This window comes from Microbacterium gallinarum, assembly GCF_014837165.1.
In the GTDB taxonomy this organism is placed as follows: Bacteria; Actinomycetota; Actinomycetes; order Actinomycetales; family Microbacteriaceae; genus Microbacterium; species Microbacterium gallinarum.
Genome location: NZ_JACSPM010000001.1, coordinates 1,148,524 through 1,170,045, shown reverse-complemented (window position 1 = coordinate 1,170,045; position 21,522 = coordinate 1,148,524). Strand labels below are relative to the sequence as shown.

Below are 21,522 nucleotides of genomic sequence, written 5' to 3'. Positions count from 1 at the left end.
TCGACGTATCTGAGGACACCATGACCAGCACGCCCGACTTCGCACCGACCGAGGCGGCACCCGAGCGCGAGCCCGCGACGGTGGAGCAGCTCGAGCAGGAAGGCGACATCGCCGCCGATTTCCTCGAGGGCCTGCTCGACATCGCCGATATCGACGGAGATCTCGACCTCGACGTGCGTGCCGGCCGCGCGTACGTTTCGGTCGAGGCGCCGGAGGGCGGTTCGGTGTCGCTGATCGCCGACCCCGACACGGTGCAGGCGCTGCAGGAGATCACGCGTATCGCGGTGCAGAACCGCACCGGCCGCTTCTCGCGGCTGATCCTCGACGTGGGTGGCTCGCGCAACACGCGTCAGGCGCAGCTCGCCACGCTCGTCGACCGCGCGATCGAACGCCTCGAGGAAGGTGCCTCGCAGGCCTCACTGCCGGCCATGTCGAGCTACGAGCGCAAGCTGATCCACGACATCGTCGCGGAGCGCGGGTTCGTGTCGGAGTCGTACGGCGAAGGCGCAGACCGTCACACGGTGATCCGCCGCGGCTGAGCCCGCAGCGTTTCACGTGAAACATCGGGACTGCGGTGGATGAGGCATCGATGACGGAGCTCGAGCAGGAGCCGGCTGCGGCGACCCAGATCTTCGGCGACCGCGTTGATCTGGCGCGCCAGTTCACCACGGCATTGGCCGAGCACGGCGAAGAGCGCGGGCTGATCGGTCCCCTGGAGCTCCCCCGCCTGTGGAGCCGTCACATTCTCAACAGCGCCGTGATCGCGCCGCTGTTCTCCCCCGGTCGCGTCGGTGATGTCGGTTCGGGCGCAGGTCTGCCCGGCCTGGTGCTGGCCATCGCGCGCCCCGACGTCGAGTGGGTGCTCATCGAGCCCATGGAGCGCCGGGTCGCATGGTTGACCGAGCAAGTGGGCGAGCTCGGGCTCGAGAACGTCGAGGTCGTTCGCGCACGCGCCGAGGACTGGCGCTCCGGTCCGGTGCTGGATGCCGTGACGGCTCGCGCAGTCTCGGCTCTTCGCACCTTGGTGCCGATCACGGCGCCGTTGGTGCGGGATGGCGGTGAGTTGATCCTGCTGAAGGGCGCGAGCGCCGCGAACGAGATCGAGGCCGCCGAGAAGCAGTTGCGCAAGTTCCGCGTGACCAACGCACGGGTTGAGATGGTCGGCGAGGGTCTTCTCGTGGAGCCTTCGCGCGTCGTTCGCGCCACCGTTCGCTGACGCCGGTCGAATCAGGGTGCACGAGCCCCCGCCGGTCGAGTAGGCGCGAAGCGCCGTGTCGAGACCCCCTCACGCCCGTGATCTAGATACAAGCGCTGCGTGCGCGCTCGATCGGCGACCCGCGGCCCGCCGAGTGGCTTCGTCTCGACGTTTCACGTGAAACATCGCGAAGGTGTACCCCCGCCGGTCGAGTAGGCGCGAAGCGCCGTATCGAGACTTCCCTCACACCCGTGATCTCGATACGCGCGCTGCGCGCGCACTCCATCAGCGGTCCCCGACGTTTCACGTGAAACATCGCGGAGCTGGACCCCCGCAGGTCGAGTAGGCGCGAAGCGCCGTATCGAGACTTCGCCTCGCACCCGTGATCTCGATACACGCGCTGCGCGCGCACTCCATCAGCGGAACTGACCCCGCCGGTCGAGTAGGCGCGAAGCGCCGTATCGAGACCCGTCCTCAGGATCTTGATCTCGATACACGCGCTACGCGCGCACTCGATCGGCGGACCGGGGCCGGCCGATTAGGTAGATGCTCGCGCGCTGACTGTCGCCGTTTCACGTGAAACATTGAAGGCGAGGACTTCAACGGCTCCTCCACCGCGTGCCCACTCCGCGCAGATCTCACCGATGGCGCTGCAACCACTCGGGATGGGCCGCTGGCCGGCGAGCCTTGACCGATGGCGTATATGTACATCCTCGAGTGCTCGGACCGAACCCTCTACGTCGGGAGCACGCGCGACCTCGAGCATCGGCTCGCTCAGCACGGCGAGGGAGAAGGATCCTTCTACACGCGGACGCGCCTACCGGTGAAGCTCCTCTACTTCGAGCAGTTCGAACGCGTAAGTGATGCGTACCTGCGTGAGAAGCAGGTGCAGGGTTGGAGTCGGGCCAAGCGACTTGCTTTGGTGAACGAACAGCTCGAGAAGTTGCCGGGTCTGAGCAAGAAGGACTTCCCGGGTAGCAAGTAATGGAGTAGCCGGTGTTTCACGTGAAACGGGCCGGAGTACCCACGCGGTCGGACCGCGGTCTCCCGCTGAACGGGGTCTCGATACGGCGCTGCGCGCCTACTCGACCGGCGGGAGAGGCGGGGCGGGTGGGGTTTCGATACGGTGCTGCGCGCTTACTCGACCGGCGGAGGGGTGCGCGCCCACTCGGACGGCGGGGGAGCGAGGTGAGGACGGGAATGGGGTGAGGGCGGGATAGAGTGGAAAGCGTTGTTGATCGCTCGCGAAAGGGAGAGTGTTTCACGTGAAACAGCCCGACGAGTCGGTGGCCGCGGCATCCTTCTCGTTCGACGACACCCCTCTCGCACGTGAAATCGCCGACCTCTCCGCACGACGCCGTGCGCTCGAGAGCGCAGACGTTCGACTCACGGGTCGCACCCGGGTGCTGACGGTCTCGAACCAGAAGGGCGGCGTCGGCAAGACGACGACCGCCGTCAATGTCGCGGCAGCCCTGGCCTCCGTGGGCGCAAAGGTGCTCGTGATCGACCTCGATCCGCAGGGGAACGCGTCGACGGCACTGGGGGTGCCCCACACTGCGGACATCCCGAGCGTCTACGACGTGCTCATCGACGAGTTCCCGCTCGCTGACATCGTGCAGGTCAGCCCGGAGTCGCCGAACCTGCTGTGCGCCCCCAGCACGATTCACCTCGCCGGCGCCGAGATCGAGCTCGTATCGCAGGTGGCGCGCGAACACCGGCTCAAGACGGCACTCGACGAGTACCTCGCAAGCCTCGAAGAACACATCGACTTCGTGCTCATCGACTGCCCGCCGTCGCTGGGCCTGCTGACCATCAACGCGTTCACGGCCGCGGGGGAGCTGCTCATCCCGATCCAGTGCGAGTACTACGCGCTCGAGGGCCTGAGCCAGCTGCTCGGGACTGTGCGCATGATCCAGAAGCACCTCAATCCTGGCCTCACGCTGAGCACGATCGTGCTCACCATGTACGACGGCCGCACCCGTCTCGCGCAGCAGGTCGCCGAGGAGGTGCGCGAGCACTTCGCGAAGGAAGTGCTCGACACCGTCATCCCGCGTTCGGTGCGCGTGTCTGAGGCGCCGAGCTTCGGCCAGACCGTCATCGCCTACGATGGGCAGTCGGCCGGCGCGATCGCGTATCGCGAAGCAGCCGTCGAGATCATCCGCCGCGACGGCCTGCCCGCCGCGGTGAAGAACGCCGCGGGCGAGAGCGCCCCGGAACAGCACGTCGAATCGAAGATCGAAGGGGGAGCCTGATGGCCAAGCGCACAGGCCTAGGACGGGGGATCGGCGCGCTGATCCCGACGACGGAGCCAGCGGAGGACCGCCCTTCGGACGTCTTCTTCCCCCGCGCCGTCGCCACCGACGACGCTCCTACCGGGGCGGAAAGCGACGCGACGCCCGACACGGCGCCCTCCGAAGACCTGGTGCAGGTTCCCGGCGCACGCCTCACTCACATCGACCCGCACTCCATCGTGCCGAATCCGCGCCAGCCGCGCACGCACTTCAACCCCGAAGATCTCGCCGAGCTCGTCCACAGCGTCCGCGAGTTCGGTGTGCTGCAGCCGGTCGTCGTCCGCGCGAACGAAGACGGCGACTACGAGCTCATCATGGGCGAGCGTCGCACCCGTGCCGCACGCGAGGCCGGCCTCACGTCCATCCCGGCGATCGTCCGAGAGACGGCCGACGAGCACCTGCTGCGCGATGCGCTGCTCGAGAACCTCCACCGCTCCGAGCTCAACCCGCTCGAAGAGGCATCGGCTTACCAGCAGCTCCTCGAGGACTTCGGGATCACCCAGGAAGAGCTCGCCAGCCGCATCGGCCGCTCGCGCCCGCAGATCAGCAACACCATCCGCCTGCTGAAGCTCCCGGTGCCCGTGCAGCAGCGCGTCGCCGCGGGTGTGCTCACCGCCGGCCACGCCCGGGCCATCCTGTCGCTCGATACCCCCGAAGCGATGCAGCGGCTCTCCGACAAGATCGTCAACGAGGATCTGTCGGTGCGCTCCGCTGAGGCTGCCGCGAAGATGACGGATGCCGGCTCTCGCCGCCCCTCGAAGCCAACCGCCGGCGCGCGCCGCGGTCACCTCGACGAAGTCGCCGAGCGCCTGGGCGACCGCCTCAACACCCGAGTCCGAATCTCACTGACCGCGCGAAAAGGCCAGATCAGCATTGATTTTGCGAGCATCCAGGACCTGAACCGCATCCTCGAGGAGCTTGGCGAGACCGGCTTCGGCACCGCCTGACCCAGACCGGCCCCGTCACGTCTGAGCCAGACCCGCCTGACCCAGGCCGGCTACGGCACCGCCTGATCCACCTCCGGGCTGGTCGTACCCCGGTCCACGTCGACACGGAGCGCCGCGGCCCGTCGCCTGAGCACGGTCGCCTCGGCCTCGTTGCCGGGCAGCGCCGCTGCCGCCACGAACTCGGCGGCCGCGGCATCCGTTCTCCCCGTCCGTTCGAGCAGTTCTGCACGCACCGCCCGCAGCGGACGGAAGTCGCCGAGCTCGGGCTCCAACGCGTCCACCATGTGCAGCGCAGCCTCAGGGCCCTCGGCCATCGAGAAGGCGACGGCCCGGTTGAGGCGCACGACAGCAGTCGGCGCGAGCATGATCAGCGCGTCGTACAACCGCAGGATGCGGTCCCAGTCCGTCTCGTCGAACGACGGGGCGATCGCGTGACATTCGGCGATCGCCGCCTGCAGTCCGTAGTACCCGAGCCCGCGGGGCGAGGCATCCGCCCTCTTCATCGCTTCTCGGCCGCGCGCGATGGCTGAACGGTCCCATCGCCGCCGGTCCTGTTCGCCCAGGGTCAGCGGCAGTCCGTCCCGATCGATGCGAGCGGCGAACCGCGACGACTGGAACTCCATGAGGGCGATGAGCGCGTCGACCTCGGGCTCGTCCGGTGCGAGGGCGTGCAGCTGACGCGCGAGCCGCACGGCTTCGCGCGCCACCTCGGGTCGCACCGGATGGTCGCCGGAGGCCGCGGCATAGCCCTCGGTGAAGAGCAGGTAGATTACCTGCAGCACGCTGGCGAGCCGCGCAGGCCGCTCGGCGCGGTCGGGCACCTCGAAGGGCACACCCGCATCGGCCAGGGTGCGCTTCGCCCGCACGATCCGCTGCTGAACGGTCGGCACGGTCATCAGCAGCACGCGCGCGATCTGGTCGGTCGTGAGGCCCGCCACCGTGCGCAGCGTGAGAGCGAGCCGGGCCTGCGCGGGGAGCACCGGGTGGCACGCTACGAACACGAGCCGCAGCACGTCGTCGTCGATGCGGTCGGGATCGGCGAGTTCGGGTACCGAGTCGACGCGCTCGGCGTCCTGCACGTCGACGGCGAGCAGCGGTTCGCGCTGCGTGAGCCGCTCGCGCCGGCGCCACCCGTCGATCGCGCGTCGCTTCGCGACGGACAGCAGCCAGGCCCCGGGATTGTCCGGGATGCCCCCCGCCGGCCACTTCGCGACAGCTTCGACGAGTGCATCCTGCGCGAGATCCTCCGCCCAGGCGAAGTCGCCGGTGTGGCGGGTCAGCGCGGCGACGATCCGTGCGGACTCGGCCCGCCAGACCGCCTCGACCGTGCGGCGGGCGTGCACGTCGACGTCGGTCATGGTGTCAGCGTAGGCGTGGAACGCGGCCCGAGGTCGGTGCGGCGTCGTACCCTTGATGGGTGCCGAACGCAGACCAGACCCCGCGCCGCCGGGCCAGTCTCGAGCTTCTGCGTGCCGAGGCAGCGGACGAACTCGCCGTGGTGATCGCCGAGCGACTGCGCGCCGGCGAAGACCCGTGGGACTTCATGGACGATCTGCCGACGATCGACGAACTGGTGGTCTTCACGCTGCGGGCCGAGAACATCGAGGCGAATGGCGGCTCCCGGCCGAACGCCGCGCGCCACTATCGCGTGCTGCGCCAGATCGCCCTGGACTATCCCCCGCTCACGCGCGCCGTCTGGCGACTGCTGGGCGACGCCAACACGCACCGTCGCTGGGATGCCACGGTGCGCGCCGACGCGTCCTGATCTCGCCGTCAGGCGTTGGCAGCCCGCCACTCCTGCGCCTTCTCCACCCACTCGGGGTCGACCGACTCGAAGTCGGCGAACTCGTTGACCCGTCGCACCTCGAGCGCGACGCCCGGTCCGAGGGGGCACTTCTTCGCCCAGTGCTCGGCCTCCTCGCGACTGGCGACCTCGAGGATCCAGAAGCCGGTGAACACTTCGCGGGCTTCGGCGAACGGTCCGTCGGTCACCGCCGGCGGCACCGACGAGAAGTCGACGCGGAAACCCTCGCTCGCATCGGAGAGGCCCTCCGCCGAGAGGAAGACCCCCGCCTTCTGAAGCTCCTCGTTGTAGGCGCTCATCGCGGCGATGACCTGCTTCATGTCGAGCTCCTCCGGCGCCTTGGCCGCGGCTTCGGGCTCCACCTGCATGATCAGCATGTAACGCATGTCCTGCTCCTTCGTCGTTGCGGGCCTTCGACCCGGAGGGCCGCGCTCCGGCCCCGTCACCCTCTACGTCGAACAAGACGGGCCGGGATCGACATCCTCTCGCAGACTTCTTCCCGAGTGAATGGATGCCGCGAACGGCATGCGATGAAAAACCCCGCTGACCTGCGATAAGTGCAGGCCAGCGGGGTTCACGCTGAGGACGGACTCAGCCGATGTACGCCTCGAGATCCTTCTCGAGCGCGAACTTCGGCTTGGCGCCGATGATCGTGGTCTCGACCTGGCCCTTGTTGAACACCTTCATCGCCGGGATCGACGTGATCTGGTACTTCATGGCGAGGTCGGGGTTCTCGTCGACGTTCAGCTTCAGGATGGTGATCTTGCCCGGGTGCTCGGCCTGGATCTGGTCGAGGACCGGCGAGACCATGCGGCAAGGACCGCACCACTCAGCCCAGAAGTCCACGAGCACCGGGCCGTCGGCCTGGAGCACATCCTGGTCGAACGTGGCGGACGTCGTCGCCTTGGCGGTCATGTTCTCTCCTTAGATGGGGAAGTCGTACGTGGGGTGACAACGCGCGGCGCAGCGGGATTGTTCCGCGGCACGACGCGGCGGGATCAGGCCGCGGTCTGCTCCGGGTCAGCCTCGGGAAGGCCCTCGATCTGGTCGGCGTCGGCGGCGGGTGCACCGGCTTCGCCGAGCGATGCGAGGTAGTGCTCGACGTCGAGCGCGGCGACGGTGCCGCTGCCGGCGGCCGTCACAGCCTGGCGGTACGTCGGGTCGATGACGTCGCCCGCGGCGAACACGCCGGAGACCGACGTCCGCGACGAACGGCCGTCGACCCAGATGGTGCCCTCGGGGGTGAGCTCGAGCTTGTCGTGCACGAGGTGGGTGCGCGGGTCGTTGCCGATCGCGACGAACAGGCCGTCGATCGCCAGGTCGCTGCGCGTGCCGTCGACGGTGTTCTCGAGCACGACACCGGTGACCGCGTCGTCGCCGAGCACGTCGACGACCTCGCTGTTCCAGACGAACTCGATCTTCTCGTTCGCGAACGCGCGCTCCTGCATGATCTTCGATGCGCGCAGCTCTTCGCGGCGGTGGATGACGTACACCTTGGACGCGAACTTGGTCAGGAACGTCGCCTCCTCCATCGCGGAGTCGCCGCCGCCGACGACGGCGATGACACGCTCGCGGAAGAAGAAGCCGTCGCAGGTCGCGCAGTACGACACGCCGCGGCCGGAGAGGCGCTCTTCGCCCTCGATCCCGATCTTGCGGTGCGCGGATCCGGTCGCGTAGACGATCGAGCGGGCCTCGTACTCGGCACCGCTGCCCAGCGAGACCTTCTTGACGGGACCGTCGAGCTCGAGCGAGACGACGTCGTCGTACAGCACCTCGGTGCCGAACCGCTCTGCCTGCTCCTGCATGCGGGTCATGAGGTCGGGACCCTGGATGCCCTCAGGGAAGCCGGGGAAGTTCTCGACGTCGGTGGTGGTCATCAGGTCTCCGCCGGCCTCGACCGAACTGGCGACCAGGAGCGGCTCGAGGTTCGCGCGTGCCGCGTAGATCGCTGCCGTGTAGCCCGCAGGACCCGAACCGATGATGATGACGTGACGCACTGCGACCCCTTCTGTTGCGGGGCACTTCGGCCCCGTACTGCTCAACACATGGTAACCGCGGAGCATTCCACCGGCACGGTCAGCGCCCGCCGGGCAGGACGCGCCGTGCGAGGGTCATCGCGGCGGACAGCTCGGGCGCGCGGAGCAGGGCCAGGAAGGCCACGTAGACGACCAGCACGACGACGCCGATCACGGCCGCTCCGAGCACGCCGAGGAGCTTGTCCGATACGGTCCAGCCTCCCGTCCCTCCCAGCAGCTGGAAGGTCAGCCAGCCGGCGCCGGCGGCGGGCAGCGCGGCCAGCGCGAAGCGGCCGAGCGCCAGCATCCACGATCCGATCCGCAACCCGCCGAGGCGACGCTGCAGCAGCCAGGTCGCGGCGATCACCTGGCACACGCTCGCGAACGACTGGCCGAGCGCCACGGCTGCGGCCAGCTGGGCCATCTCGATCACCCCGGCGCCCGCCGCCCACGACGCCGCCAGTGCCGTCAGCACGACGATCACGCACTGCCCGAGAGTGAAGAAGAACGGTGTGCGCGTGTCGTCGTAGGCGTAGAACGTGCGCTGGATCACGAAGAGCACGGCGAGCGGGATGAGGCTGACCAGGTAGCAGAGCAGCACCCCGGCCGCTCCGACGGCTTCCTCGCGCGAGTTGGTGAAGATGCGCGACATCGGCACGGCCGCCACCGCGAGGGCGGCGGTCGCGGCGACGATGAAGAGACCGAGGGTGCGGATGCTGCGGCCGACGTCCGCGCGGACGTCATCGTCGCGGCCGGCACCGGCATGCTCGCTCAGCTGTGTGAAGTACGGCGTCCCGATCGACAGCACGATGATCGAGTACGGGAGCATGAAGATGAGCCAGGCGTTGCCGGCGACGAAGAAGCCCGGGTCGCCTTCGGGGATCTGCGACATCACGCGCGACTGCACGACGCCGGCGAGCTGACCCGCGAGGACCATCAGGAACGTCCAGCCCGCGAGGCGGCCGATCTGGCCGAGTCCCACGCCGCGCCAGCGGAAGTCGGGACGCACGTGCATCCCCGTCTTCCGCCAGAACAGGAACAGGATGCCGGTCTGCACGACGATGCCGAGCGTCGCGGTGCCCGCCAGCACGGCGATCATCTCGGGCGACCACTGGGTCGACGCCGTGCCGGCGCCGAACAGCCAGATGAAGACCAGGAATCCGGCGATCGAGACGACGTTGTTGACGATCGGCGCCCACGTGTACGGTCCGTACACCCGGCGCGCGTTGAGCGCTTCGCCGACCAGCGCGAACAGGCCGTAGAAGAGGATCTGAGGCAGGCACCAGTAGGCGAAGGCCGTGGCCAGCGCCTGCTGCTCGGGGCCATAGTCCGGTGCGTAGAACACCACGAGCCAGGGTGCGGCGACGGTCGCGACGGCCGCCGTGCCCAGCAGCACGACCGTGCCGAGGGTGAAGAGCTTCGAGACGAACGCGCTGCCGCCGTCGTCGTGCGCCGCCGCCTTGACGATCTGCGGCACCACGACCGCGCTCAGCAGACCGACCGAGATGATCGCGTAGATGTTGTTGGGCAGCTGGTTGGCGACGGCGAAGGCGTTGCCTCCCGCGGTGGTCGCGCCGACCGCCCAGACCAGCACGATCGTGCGCAGCAGCCCTGTCACGCGCGAGATGATCGTCCCCGCGCCGATCAGCGCACTGGCCCGTCCGATGCTCACGACGTCTTCTCCGTGTCGCGGTCGGGCCCGGCATCCCCGGACTCGACCTCGCCGTCCACGGACGCCTCGCGGTCGGTGCCGTCGGACGCGGCATCCGCTCCCCGTCGGCGCGCACGCAGACGCAGCACGGTGCGCACGACACCGAGCAAGAGCAGGCCGCCGACGACCACGCCGAGGGCCGCGAGCCCGAAGCTCTCCCATTCGGCGCGCACGTTCACGTCGACCGACTCGGGGTCGCCGATGGCGACGCTGGCCCGGCTGCGCAGCTGCAGCTCGAGGGTGACCTCGCCGTTGCCGACCCGGGCCTCGACCGGCACCTCGACGCGGCTGTTGCTGCCGGCCGCGGCGACCAGCGGATTGGCCCGCTGCACGTTCAGGCGCAGGTTGTCGGGTGTGACGTAGAGCACGAGGTTCACGGGGTAGGGCAGGTCGTTGCGCACCCAGAACCGCAGGCCGACGTTCGAGCCGAACAGGTTGATCTCGCTGGTGGGCACGAGTCCCACCGAGTCGAGCGTCGCCTCTGTCGCGGCCCGATGATCGGCGACCGCGGCGGTCCAGCCGGCGTCGTCGGCCAGCCAGCCGGTGCCGAGCAGCTGCAGGATCTCGGCGCGCTGCGGACCGGTGAGGAGGCTCGTGTCGTCGAGGATCGTTGCGAACCGCGCGAGCTCGCCTTCGTCCTGCAGGAGAGCGGATGCCACGTCCACCCGCACCGTCTCTTCGGGCGCGTCCTCGATCTCCACCTCGCTCACTGCCGAGTTCGCCAGTCCGCCGAGGGTGAAGGGGGTGACATCGGGCGCGCTCGTCGCGGCGCCGATCGTCGTGCCGAGGGCCACACGCGAGCGGTCGGGGTTGCGGCCGAGGCTCACCAGGAGCGGGGCGCCGCCGGACTCCGCCGTCGCGAACGCGAGGTAGGCGGTCGCCTCGGCCAGTGCCGCGCCGCGAAGCGGAGGCTCCTCGAGCCCCGAGGCCACCGCGAGGGCGTCGCTCACGTCGGCGTCGTAGACGAGCAGCTCGGCGTCGCCGGCGCGGCCGTGCGCCGGCACGGTGCCGCCCGCGCTGCCGACGGCGGTGGACGCGGAGGAGAGGAGGGTCAGCGAAGCCTGGTCGTCGATCCGGATGTCGCCCAAGCTATCGACGACGGCCGGGCCCGCGGTACCGGAGACCGGCCAGTAGACGGCCGTGCGGGAGCCCGCGCCGATGTCGAGCAGCTCGGGCAGCGTCGGGTACACCGGCGCTTCGGGGTCGACCGCCTCGGTCGGCGTGGGAGTCGGGGTGGCCTGCGCCGGCGGCGCGGAGTCGGAGTCGGAGTCCGATTCGGGCTCGGGGACGAAGTCGGCCGGCTGCATGTACGCGCGGAGCGATGTCGGGGCGAGCGGCCGGGCGAGGCCCGACTCGATCTGGGGGACGACGTCCGCGTCGCCGAACTGCAGGGCGAACCGCGAGTTGGGCAGGTCCTCGAGCCGCTCGAGCCACGCCGTGGCCGTCTCCGGAGCCGAGCTCCCGAGCACGCGGATGGCGGCGGGGATCGCCGGGTCGACGGCGAGGATCGCCGCCGTGCCCTCGACGCCGTCGAGCTGCGCGGTGAGCGCGCCGCCCGGAGCGGTGAGTTCGGTGAGCTGGTCGGCGGTGAGAAGCCCCTGCGCGATCGGGTCTGCGGCGATCGGCACGACGACGCCGATCCCGACCTCGTCGCCGTCGGTGGGGGGCACGACCATCGCGCTCGTCGACGTCACCGTGCCGGACGGGGTGTCGTAGCTCGCGCGCAGCGGATACACGCCCGGCGCGAGTCCGCTCAGCAGGGGGTCGTCGGCTTCGACGCGCGCCGCGGCGACCCGCGACGACCCCGACGGCACGGACTCCATCGCCGCCGTCGCGACGGCCTGGGTCGTGACGCCCGCCTCCTCGCCGTCGAGCCACGCCGTGAGAGCAGTGCGGCCGGCGAGGGGAGCGCGGCCGAGGGCCAGCGTCGCGGTGACCGGCGCAGTCGGCGTGAGCGTCTCGTTCTGCAGGGTGAGCGACACCACCAGCGGGTCGCCGGGGCGCACGACGCCGTTCGAGATGGGTGCGAGCGTGAACGCGGTCGTGCCGGCCGGGATGGGCGGTGCGGGGGTCGGCGACGGCGTGGGCGTGTCGGCGACCGCACCCGTCGGAGTCAGCAGCGCCAGGGCCGTCAGGATCGCCACGACCACCGTGGCGGCGCGTGGGACGCGGCGACGGGCTGGCCTTCCCGAGGGGATCACGGTCATACTGTGTGGTTCGCTCCTGTGCGATGTCTGACCGCACGATCGAGTCAGATTCTACGGTTGCACCCTCCGAGGTTCCGTACCCGGGCGCCGCGCGGCGACGCACGGTTGAATGGATCCGTGCTCCCCGAACCCGATCCCGCCCTCTGCCGCGACCTGGCCGACGACCTGCGCGCCGCGGGCTACACCGCCGAGGTGCTGCGCGCCGCGTGGGGCGAGGCAGCCGACGATGCCATCGCGCGCGGCCTGCGTGCGCCTGCCGACCGGGCGCTCGGCGCACGCCGGGATGCGGTGGCGGTGCTCGGACGACTCTTCATGCTCGGGATGCCGCAGCCCGCGGCATCCGTCACCCTCGCTCTTCCCCGCACCGCGGTCAACGGGCTCGTGCGTCTCGGACTCGCCGAGGTCGCCGGCGACGATGTGCGGCCGCTCGCGGTGGTGCGACCGCAGTCCTATGCCGACGCGAGCGCGACCGACGACGGCAGCTCGTGGTGGATCGCGAGCGACCTCGACGAGGCCGCGCTGGGCGGCCCGCTCCCCGAAGACCACGTGCTCGGCGTCGGGGGCGCGTCGCTGACCCTCGCGGCACTGCAGCTGCCGACGCCCGCCCGGCGCGGGCTCGACATCGGCGCCGGCTGCGGCATCCAGGCGCTGCGCGCCCGGCGGTCGGTCGGCCACGTCGTCGCGACCGACATCTCCGAGCGTGCGCTCGCCTTCACGCGGCTCAATGCGCTGCTGAACGGCGTCGACGGCATCGAAGTGCGGCTCGGCAGCCTCTTCGAGCCCGTCGCCGGCGAGCGGTTCGACCGTGTGGTGTCGAACCCGCCCTTCGTCATCACGCCGCGGGTCGCCGACGTGCCGGCGTACGAATATCGCGACGGCGGCATGGAGGGCGATGACGTCGTCGCGGCGTTCGTGCGCGGTGTCGGCGCGCACCTCGAACCGGGCGGGGTCGCGCAGCTGCTGGGCAACTGGGAGACGCGCGCCGGCGTGCCGGGGCTCGACCGGGTGCGCGGCTGGGTGGAGGAGTCGGCGGTACCGCTCGACGCCTGGGTGGTCGAGCGAGAGAGCCTTGACCCGCTGTCGTACGCGGAACTGTGGGTGCGCGACGGCGGAACGCTGCCCGGAACGCCCGGGTTCTCGCGGCTCATCGACGCGTGGCTCGAAGACTTCACGGCCCGCGAGGTCACCGAGGTCGGGTTCGGCTACCTGCTGCTGCGCCGCCCCGCCGCGGGCGAGCCGACGCTGCGGCGCTTCGAGTCGCTGCACCAGTCGCTGCCCGGCGAGGGACTCGGCGTGCACCTGGCCGAGGCGCTCGCCGCACACGACCGGCTCTCCGCGCTCGACGACGACGGGCTCGCGGCATCCGTCCTCACCCTCGCCCCGGACGTGACCGAGGCCCGCCACCACATCCCGGGGCAGGAGGATCCGACGGTGATCGAGCTGCGCCAGGGCGGCGGCTTCGGCCGCGCGCTCGGCGTCGACCCCGGGCTCGCCGCGCTCGCGGGCGCGTGCGACGGCGACCTGCCGGTGGGGGTGCTGATCGACGCGATCGCGCACCTTCTCGAAGCGGATGCCGCCGCCCTGCGCGCCGACCTCCTTCCGCGCGTGCGCGAGCTGACGTTCACCGGCTTCCTGCGCTTCGCGTAGGCCGCCGCGGGCGGGTGCCCGCTGATCAAGTGCGCGCGCAGCGCGTGTATCGAGATCCCTCGTGCGTTCGAGGGGTTTCGATACGGCGCTTCGCGCCTACTCAACCGGCGGGGCTTGCTCAACCCGCGGGGCTCGCACACGCGCACTGATCGCGACGCCGATCGGTAGGCTCGATGCCATGCTCAACATGGCCGAGGGCATCGCGCGCCTCGGCGCGCTCGCCGAGTCTCCCGTCGTCTCGACGCTGGCCGACGCCTTCGCCGCAGCCGGGCACGACCTGGCGATCGTGGGCGGTCCGGTGCGCGACGCGCTGCTGGGTCGCACGACGAACGACCTCGACTTCACCACCGACGCGCTGCCCGACGAGATCCTGCGCATCGTCAAGCCGATCAGCACCGCGCAGTGGGACATCGGGCGCGCGTTCGGCACGATCGGCGCGAAGGTCGCGGGCGAGCAGGTCGAGATCACGACGTACCGCGCCGACAGCTACGACGGCGTCACCCGCAAGCCGACGGTCGAGTTCGGCGACACGCTCGAGGGCGACCTCGTGCGCCGCGACTTCACCGTGAACTCCATGGCACTGCGGGTGCCCGGCCGCACGCTCGTCGACCCGACCGGAGGCGTCGAAGATCTCGTCGCCCGACGGCTGCGCACACCCGCCGATCCGTCGGTGAGCTTCGGAGACGATCCGCTCCGGATGCTGCGTGCCGCACGGTTCGCGTCGCAGCTCGGCTTCGCGGTCGACCCGGCGACGGCCGCGGCGATGGCGGAGTTGCGCGAGACGCTGTCGATCGTCAGCCCCGAGCGCATCCACGGCGAACTCGTGCGGCTGCTGCAGACCGACGACCCGGTGCGCGGCATCCGCCTGCTCGTCGAATCGGGACTCATGGCGCAGTTCCTGCCCGAGATCCCGGCGCTGCAGCTCGAGGTCGACGAGCACCACCACCACAAGGACGTCTACGAGCACTCGCTGACGGTGCTGCGACAGGCGATCGACCTGGAGAAGACGCGGAATCCGGATGCCGCACCCGACGTGCCGCTGCGGCTCGCGGCGCTGCTGCACGACATCGGCAAGCCGGCGACGCGCCGGCTGGAACCGGGCGGCGGCGTCACGTTCTACCACCACGACATCAAGGGCGCGCGGCTCGCTCGCAAGCGCCTCCAGGCCCTGCGGTTCGACGCCGACACGATCGGCGTCGTCACGCGGCTCATCGAGCTGCACCTGCGGTTCTTCGGATACTCCGAGGGCGCCTGGACGGACTCGGCCGTGCGCCGCTACGTGCGCGACGCGGGCGACGAGCTCGAGCGCCTGCACATCATCACGCGGGCCGACGTGACCACCCGCAACGCCAAGAAGGCGGGCCGTCTGGCCCGTGCCTACGACGACATCGAGCGGCGCATCGCCGAGCTGTCCGCGCAGGAGGAGCTCGCCGCGATGCGGCCCGAGCTCGACGGCAACCGCATCCAGGAGGTGCTCGGCATCCCGCCCGGGCGCGAGGTGGGCGAGGCGTACCGGTTCCTCCTCGACCTGCGCCTCGACGAGGGCATCGTCGGCGAGGCGGAGGCCGAGCGCCGGCTCCGGGAGTGGTGGGCGGCGCGGGGCTGACCGGGCGCGCCTACACTGGACGCACGCTCCACCGACGTCGATCGGAGCCTCCATGTCTTCGCCGTGGTCGCAGCGGCGCGAGGTGTCGCCCGAGACCTCCCGTCTGCTCATCGAGCGCGCGCACGAGGAGCTCCTCGCCGGGAACGCGGCGGATGAGCGGCTGGCCGATGTGCGGGCGCTGGTGCGAGAGTCGTGGCGCCGCTCGATCGCCAGCCTCGTCGGGGCCGAGGCGCTGCCGCCGCTCGAGCTCGACGGCGACTCGCTCGCCGAATACCGCCGAAGCCACCCGCTGGTGGGCGTCATCGACATGGTGCGCGGACTCCTCCTGCCGGGCGGCGCCGACGAATCGGGCGTGATCGTTGCCGTCGGCGACGAGGCCGGGCGCCTGCTGTGGGTCGAGGGCGACCGGCGCGTGCGCTCCCTCACCGGCGACATGGGCTTCGTCGAGGGCGCCAACTGGTCGGAGGACGCCGTCGGCACGTCGGCTCCGGGCACGGCGCTCGCCCTCGACGCCTCGCTGCAGATCCACGGCGCCGAGCACTTCAACCGGCTGGTGCAGCCGTGGTCGTGCACGGCGGCCCCGGTGCACGATCCCGAGACCCGCAAGCTGCTGGGAGTGATCGACGTCACCGGCGGAGCCGAGGCCGCCTCGCCGCAGGCGCAGCTGCTGGTGGATGCCACGGCCCGCGCCATCGAGGGCGAGCTCCTGGTCGCGCGGCTTCGCGCCCGTGCGCAGCCGGCGCGCGCACCGCGCCGGACGACCCGCACGGCGACCGCGACCCGTGCCGCGCTCAGCGTGCTGGGGCGCGATCGCGGGCAGCTGGAGGTCGCCGGCGACGGCACCGAGACCGTGTCGGCACTCGCGCCGCGTCACGCCGAGCTGCTGCTGATGCTCGCCGTGCACCGGCAGGGACTCTCGGCTGAGCGGCTGGCCGAGCTCGTGTACGGCGATCCCTCGGCGACAGTGACCGTCCGCGCCGAGATGGTGCGCCTGCGCAAAGTGCTCGAGCGCACCGCTCCGGCGCTCGTGCCCGAGTCGCGTCCGTACCGTCTGGGGATCGAGCTCGAGACCGACGCCCACCGGCTGCTCTCGCTGCTCGACCGCGGCGCCCACCGCGTCGCGCTCGCCGCCTACCGGGGCGATGTGCTCCCCGACTCGGTCGCGCCGGGCGTCGAGGACTTCCGCACCACGGTGCGCACCGCACTCCGTGAAGCACTGCTGGCCGAGGCATCCGTCGACGTCCTTCTCGCCTTCTCCGAGACGGATGCCGCGGCCGACGACCTGGAACTGCTGCGGCTCTGCCTGTCGATGCTGCCGGCACGATCGCCGAAGCGCGCCGGATTGGTCGCCCGCGTCGAGAAGCTCGAAGCGGACTCCTGACCGCGGACTCGGGCCGCCCGGCATCGCGGGGGTCGGGGTGCGCCGACGACCGGATGCAACGGAATGCAACGTCGGGTCGCCTACCTTCGGCGACACGCGACGAGGACCGTCGCGACAGCGTCGAAGGAGACCAGCATGACCATCGTCGAAGAGGGCGTCTCGAGCGTCTACGCCGCCCCCGGGCAGCGCGGCTCGATCGCCGACTACCGTCCCCGCTACGGCCACTACATCGGCGGCGAGTGGGTGGAGCCGATCAAGGGCCAGTACTTCGAGAACATCAGCCCCGTCAACGGCAAGCCGTTCACCGAGGTCGGCCGCGGCACCGTGGAAGACATCGACCGCGCCGTCGACGTCGCATGGAAGGCGTTCGCGTCGTGGAAGCGCACGACCCCCGCCGAGCGCGCGGTGATCCTCAACAGGATCGCCGACCGCATCGAGCAGCACCTCGAGAAGATCGCCGTCGCCGAGACGTGGGAGAACGGCAAGCCCGTCCGCGAGACGCTCGCCGCCGACATCCCGCTCGCCGTCGATCACTTCCGCTACTTCGCCGGCGTGCTGCGTGCGCAGGAGGGTTCGCTGAGCCAGCTCGACGAAGACACCGTCGCGTACCACTTCAACGAGCCGCTCGGTGTGGTCGGCCAGATCATCCCGTGGAACTTCCCGATCCTGATGGCGACGTGGAAGCTCGCGCCCGCGCTCGCCGCAGGCAACTGCGTCGTGCTGAAGCCGGCCGAGCAGACGCCGGCATCCATCCTGTTCCTCTTCGACATCATCGGCGACCTCCTCCCCGCCGGCGTCGTGAACATCGTGAACGGCTTCGGCATCGAGGCGGGGGCGCCGCTCGCGCAGCACAAGCGCATCCGCAAGGTCGCGTTCACCGGTGAGACCACCACCGGGCGCCTCATCATGCAGTACGCGTCGCAGAACCTCATCCCGGTGACCCTCGAGCTCGGCGGCAAGAGCGCCAACGTCTTCTTCGAGGACGTCGCCCGCACCACCGACGATGCGTACTACGACAAGGCGCTGGAGGGCTTCACCCTCTTCGCGCTCAACCAGGGCGAGGTGTGCACGTGCCCGTCGCGCGCACTCATCCAGCGCTCGATCTACGACCGCTTCCTCGGCGACGGACTGGAGCGCGTATCGAAGATCGTGCAGGGCAATCCGCTCGACCCGGCGACGATGATCGGCGCGCAGGCATCCAACGACCAGCTCGAGAAGATCCTGAGCTACATCGACATCGGCAGGCAGGGCGGGGCCAGGCTGCTCGCCGGCGGCGAGCGGGTCGACCTCGGTGGCGACCTGTCGGAGGGCTACTACGTCGCACCGACGGTGTTCGAAGGCACGAACGACATGCGCATCTTCCAGGAGGAGATCTTCGGCCCGGTCGTCTCGGTCACGTCGTTCGACGACTTCGACGACGCGATCTCGATCGCCAACGACACGCTGTACGGCCTGGGCGCCGGTGTGTGGAGCCGCTCGGGAGACACGGCATACCGCGCCGGCCGCGCAATCGAAGCGGGCCGTGTCTGGACGAACACCTACCACCAGTACCCCGCGCACGCGGCGTTCGGCGGGTACAAGCAGTCCGGTATCGGCCGCGAGAACCACCTCAAGATGCTCGACCACTACCAGCAGACGAAGAACCTTCTCGTGTCGTACGCCGAAGGCGCGATGGGCTTCTTCTGATCCGACGCACCCGGATGGGGCGATCCCACGCGCTCCATCCGGGTTGTCCGAGTTCCGACGGCCCACGCCGCACGGCGCAGCGAAAGGACCCGCGATGACAGACGCCGAGACCCGCATCCGCTCACGGGTGGCGGTGACGGATGCTGCGGCATCACTTCTTCGCCGGCTCACGGCGCAGCACGGCCCGCTGATGTTCCACCAGTCCGGCGGATGCTGCGACGGCAGCGCACCGATGTGCTTCCCGGTCGGGATGTTCCTCGTGGGGCCGTCGGACGTGCACCTCGGGTCGCTCGACGTCGGGCTGGACGACGAGGTCGAGGTCTACATCTCTGCGGCGCAGTTCGAGTACTGGAAGTACACCCACCTCACCATCGACGTCGTGCCGGGCCGCGGCGCAGGGTTCAGCGTCGAGGGCCCCACGGGCAACCGGTTCATCATCCGCAGCCGCATGCTCGACGACACCGAGCTCACGCACTTCGGGCTGGGACCGCAGGCCGCCGAGGACTGACCCGCCTCGCGGGCCACGGGTGTCAGCGGAAGAAGAGGCCGAGCACCCCGGTCTGCGAGACGATCCACCACAGCACCACGGCGCCCATCGCGATCAACGACACCCACGGCACGCCGCGCTGCAGCCGGCGTCCTTGCGGGGCGACGCCCGGCGGTGGGCGCAGTGCGTCGAGCGGAGGGGTGAAGGGCACAGCGGATGCCGCCTCCCCGGCCCCGGCCGGCGGGCCGGACGCGGCATCCGTCCTCAACTGCGCCTGAGCGCGCAGCCGGTCGTCGCGCCAGCGCGCCCACTGCGCGAACTTGTCGAGCAGCGCGCCGACGACCGAGAACAGCCACGCCCACGTCGCCGGGTCGAGCGTCGAGAAGTCGCGCTTCGCGTAGAGGAAGAGCCAGTCGTCGACGATCTCGACGTCGAGCGCTGCGGCGTTGTCGATGAAGCGCGCCATGATGTCGGGCGTGAACAGGTAGAGGGCGTCCGGCCCGTAGCCCTCCGGGCAGTAGAGCGAGAAGTATCGGTCGAAGTCGCCCTCGAGGCTCAGGCGCTGGTCCTTGTCGAAGGTCGCGGGCAGATTCGACCCGAAGAGGCCGTTGTTGCCCCTCGCGTCGAGCACGATGTGCGGCAGCGGCACGTCGAGCTTCACCGCCACGTAGCCCCAGGCGTGCGTCGTCTTGTTCTTGCCCGACCCGGTCGTGTAGCGGTAGTTCGCGAACTCGACGAAGCGCGGGTGGTCGCCGCGCACGAGGTCGCTGGCCTGCCGGGCACTGCCGATGCTGAAGATCATGCCCGGCAGCCCGGGGCTGTCGAACCGCGGCAGGTAGCTCATGCCGTTCGCGCGGGCGAAGCGCTCGAGCCGGAACATCCGCACCGCGGCGGTGCGCCCGGCGGTCGTGAACCCGACGACCACGAGCGTGATCGCCACGCCGATCACCAGGAACGGGACCACGCCGAACAGGGCCCCGGTGAAGCCGCCGCCCTCGCCCACGGCGCCCGCGAGCGAGGCGAAGATCGAGACGAACATCGTGACGAACACCGACCCGAACGCCACGACGAAGACGCCCACCACCACCACGACCACGGCGGTCGATCCGGTGAACATCCCCGGCACACGACCGCTCTCGCGAAGCCGCTTGGCGTACGCGCGCGCCTCGGCTGCGTCGACGGGCTCGACGAGGGGCCGGGCATCGAACGGGTAGGACGGGGCCGCCGCTGCGCTCGGGAGGGTCATTCCTTCACGCTACCGGGGTACGCCGACGGACCCCTCCCGGCAGAATGGTGAACGACGATCCGACCCGAGGAGCCCGCCATGGAGCCCAGGAACCCCGACGATCTCGAGGCGCTGCGCGAGGCATCCGACATCCTCGGCATCGACGCGCTGCTGAGCGACCATGAGCGGGCGACCCGTGACCGCGTGCGCGCGTTCGTCGACGACGAGATCCGCCCGCACATCGCGGGCTGGTTCGATCGCGCGCATTTCCCGGTCGAACTCGCGCGCGGGTTCGGCGAGCTCGGCGTGCTCGGCATGACCTTGAAGGGCTACGGATGCCCCGGCCGCAGCAACGTGGAATACGGCCTCGCCGCGCTCGAGCTCGAGGCCGGCGACTCCGGGCTGCGCACCTTCGTGTCGGTGCAGGGCTCGCTCGCCATGGGCTCGATCCACCGCTGGGGCTCGGAGGAGCAGAAGCAGGAGTGGCTGCCGCGCATGGCCACCGGCGAGGTGATCGGGGCCTTCGGGCTCACCGAGCCGACAGCCGGATCCGATCCCTCGAGCATGACGACCTCCGCCCGTCGCGACGGCGACGACTGGATCCTGACGGGCGCCAAGCGCTGGATCGGCCTTGCGACGATCGCGCAGCTCGTCGTCGTGTGGGCGCGGACCGACGACGGGGTGCGCGGGTTCATCGTGCCGACCGACGCACCCGGGTTCGAGGCGTCGGTGCTCGAGCCGAAGGGATCGATGCGGGCGTCGATCCAGACCGAGCTGCACTTCGACGACGTCCGGCTGCCGGCATCCGCTCTCCTTCCCGGGGCGAGCGGACTGCGCGGTCCGTTCTCGGCGCTCAACGAGGCGCGGTACGGCATCGTCTGGGGGGCGCTCGGTGCGGGCCGCGACAGCTACGAGGTCGCGCTGCGTCACGCGCTGCGCCGACAGCAGTTCGGGGTGCCGCTCGCGTCGTTCCAGCTCACGCAGCAGAAGCTCGTGAACATGGTCGTCGAGCTGCAGAAGGGTGCGCTGCTCGCGCTGCAGATCGGGCGGGCGAAGGATGCCGGCACCCTCACCCCGCCGCAGGTGTCGCTGGGCAAGCTCAACAACGTGCGGGAGGCGATCGCCATCGCGCGCGAGGCGCGGACGATCCTGGGCGGCGACGGCGTGCTGCTCGAGAACTCGCCCATCCGCCATGCCGCGAACCTCGAGTCGGTGCGCACCTATGAGGGGACCGACGAGGTGCACACCCTGATCCTCGGGCAGCACCTCACCGGCATCGGGGCCTTCCGGTGACGCCCGTCCCGGCACCTCCCCCCGCCC

At 70.4% G+C, this 21,522-nt stretch carries 19 protein-coding genes; 12 read left to right on the top strand and 7 right to left on the bottom strand.

The window, feature by feature from the left end:
- Positions 1-20 precede the first annotated feature (20 nt).
- From H9622_RS05420 to H9622_RS05400, 5 genes are all read left to right on the top strand, one after another.
- Positions 21-539: a Jag family protein gene (locus tag H9622_RS05420; RefSeq protein ID WP_191764958.1), complete on the top strand. Its 519-nt coding sequence runs from the start codon at positions 21-23 to the stop codon at positions 537-539.
- Positions 540-589: 50 nt separating this feature from the next.
- The gene (gene rsmG / locus H9622_RS05415) at positions 590-1,216 is read left to right on the top strand and encodes a 16S rRNA (guanine(527)-N(7))-methyltransferase RsmG (RefSeq protein ID WP_191764956.1); all 627 of its coding nucleotides are present in this window, start codon (positions 590-592) and stop codon (positions 1,214-1,216) included.
- 673 nt (positions 1,217-1,889) lie between these two features.
- Positions 1,890-2,180 carry a GIY-YIG nuclease family protein gene (locus H9622_RS05410; protein ID WP_191764954.1) on the top strand — a complete coding sequence of 97 codons (291 nt, stop codon included), beginning with the start codon at positions 1,890-1,892 and terminating at the stop codon, positions 2,178-2,180.
- 280 nt (positions 2,181-2,460) lie between these two features.
- A complete protein-coding gene (locus tag H9622_RS05405) occupies positions 2,461-3,447 on the top strand; it encodes a ParA family protein (protein WP_191764952.1) in 987 nt (328 codons plus the stop codon).
- The gene (locus tag H9622_RS05400) at positions 3,447-4,433 is read left to right on the top strand and encodes a ParB/RepB/Spo0J family partition protein (protein WP_191764950.1); all 987 of its coding nucleotides are present in this window, start codon (positions 3,447-3,449) and stop codon (positions 4,431-4,433) included. The genes H9622_RS05405 and H9622_RS05400 overlap by 1 nt, the downstream gene beginning before the upstream one ends.
- Positions 4,434-4,483: 50 nt before the next feature.
- Here H9622_RS05400 and H9622_RS05395 read toward each other — a convergent pair whose 3' ends face one another.
- On the bottom strand, positions 4,484-5,791 hold the full coding sequence (locus H9622_RS05395; RefSeq protein ID WP_191764948.1) for an RNA polymerase sigma factor: 1,308 nt from the start codon (positions 5,789-5,791) through the stop codon (positions 4,484-4,486).
- Positions 5,792-5,850: 59 nt separating this feature from the next.
- Here H9622_RS05395 and H9622_RS05390 point away from each other — a divergent pair, with 59 nt between their 5' ends.
- Entirely contained in the window at positions 5,851-6,198 is a 348-nt protein-coding gene (locus tag H9622_RS05390) for a tryptophan synthase subunit alpha (protein ID WP_191764946.1), read from the top strand.
- Positions 6,199-6,206: 8 nt separating this feature from the next.
- On the opposite strand, the gene H9622_RS05385 is transcribed toward H9622_RS05390, so the two are convergent.
- From H9622_RS05385 to H9622_RS05365, 5 genes are all read right to left on the bottom strand, one after another.
- Positions 6,207-6,623, bottom strand: a complete 417-nt coding sequence (locus H9622_RS05385; RefSeq protein ID WP_191764944.1) for a YciI family protein — start codon at positions 6,621-6,623, stop codon at positions 6,207-6,209.
- A 205-nt stretch (positions 6,624-6,828) separates the two neighbouring features.
- Positions 6,829-7,152 (bottom strand): thioredoxin, encoded by a 324-nt coding sequence (gene trxA / locus H9622_RS05380; RefSeq protein ID WP_191764942.1) that lies wholly within the window; start codon positions 7,150-7,152, stop codon positions 6,829-6,831.
- Between the two features lie 83 nt (positions 7,153-7,235).
- The gene (trxB, locus tag H9622_RS05375; RefSeq protein WP_191764940.1) at positions 7,236-8,234 is read right to left on the bottom strand and encodes a thioredoxin-disulfide reductase; all 999 of its coding nucleotides are present in this window, start codon (positions 8,232-8,234) and stop codon (positions 7,236-7,238) included.
- 79 nt (positions 8,235-8,313) lie between these two features.
- Positions 8,314-9,924, bottom strand: coding sequence for a murein biosynthesis integral membrane protein MurJ (gene murJ / locus H9622_RS05370; RefSeq protein ID WP_191764938.1), 1,611 nt, complete (start codon positions 9,922-9,924; stop codon positions 8,314-8,316).
- Positions 9,921-12,170, bottom strand: coding sequence for a DUF6049 family protein (locus H9622_RS05365; protein ID WP_191764936.1), 2,250 nt, complete (start codon positions 12,168-12,170; stop codon positions 9,921-9,923). The genes murJ and H9622_RS05365 overlap by 4 nt, the downstream gene beginning before the upstream one ends.
- 117 nt (positions 12,171-12,287) lie before the next feature.
- Here H9622_RS05365 and H9622_RS05360 point away from each other — a divergent pair, with 117 nt between their 5' ends.
- The 5 genes from H9622_RS05360 (at position 12,288) to H9622_RS05340 (ending at position 18,998) form a co-directional block, all read left to right on the top strand.
- The gene (locus tag H9622_RS05360; RefSeq protein ID WP_191764934.1) at positions 12,288-13,817 is read left to right on the top strand and encodes a DUF7059 domain-containing protein; all 1,530 of its coding nucleotides are present in this window, start codon (positions 12,288-12,290) and stop codon (positions 13,815-13,817) included.
- 178 nt (positions 13,818-13,995) lie between these two features.
- Positions 13,996-15,423: a CCA tRNA nucleotidyltransferase gene (locus tag H9622_RS05355; RefSeq protein ID WP_191764931.1), complete on the top strand. Its 1,428-nt coding sequence runs from the start codon at positions 13,996-13,998 to the stop codon at positions 15,421-15,423.
- A gap of 52 nt (positions 15,424-15,475) precedes the next feature.
- Entirely contained in the window at positions 15,476-16,804 is a 1,329-nt protein-coding gene (locus H9622_RS05350; protein ID WP_191764929.1) for a GAF domain-containing protein, read from the top strand.
- Between the two features lie 135 nt (positions 16,805-16,939).
- Complete coding sequence (gene exaC / locus H9622_RS05345; protein WP_191764927.1) at positions 16,940-18,490, top strand: acetaldehyde dehydrogenase ExaC; 1,551 nt, start codon at positions 16,940-16,942, stop codon at positions 18,488-18,490.
- Between the two features lie 94 nt (positions 18,491-18,584).
- On the top strand, positions 18,585-18,998 hold the full coding sequence (locus H9622_RS05340) for a DUF779 domain-containing protein (protein ID WP_191764925.1): 414 nt from the start codon (positions 18,585-18,587) through the stop codon (positions 18,996-18,998).
- 22 nt (positions 18,999-19,020) lie between these two features.
- Here the strand turns inward: H9622_RS05340 and H9622_RS05335 are convergent, their stop codons facing one another.
- Positions 19,021-20,223 carry a hypothetical protein gene (locus H9622_RS05335; protein ID WP_191764923.1) on the bottom strand — a complete coding sequence of 401 codons (1,203 nt, stop codon included), beginning with the start codon at positions 20,221-20,223 and terminating at the stop codon, positions 19,021-19,023.
- 78 nt (positions 20,224-20,301) lie between these two features.
- Here H9622_RS05335 and H9622_RS05330 point away from each other — a divergent pair, with 78 nt between their 5' ends.
- A complete protein-coding gene (locus H9622_RS05330) occupies positions 20,302-21,495 on the top strand; it encodes an acyl-CoA dehydrogenase family protein (RefSeq protein WP_191764921.1) in 1,194 nt (397 codons plus the stop codon).
- Positions 21,496-21,522: the final 27 nt, after the last annotated feature.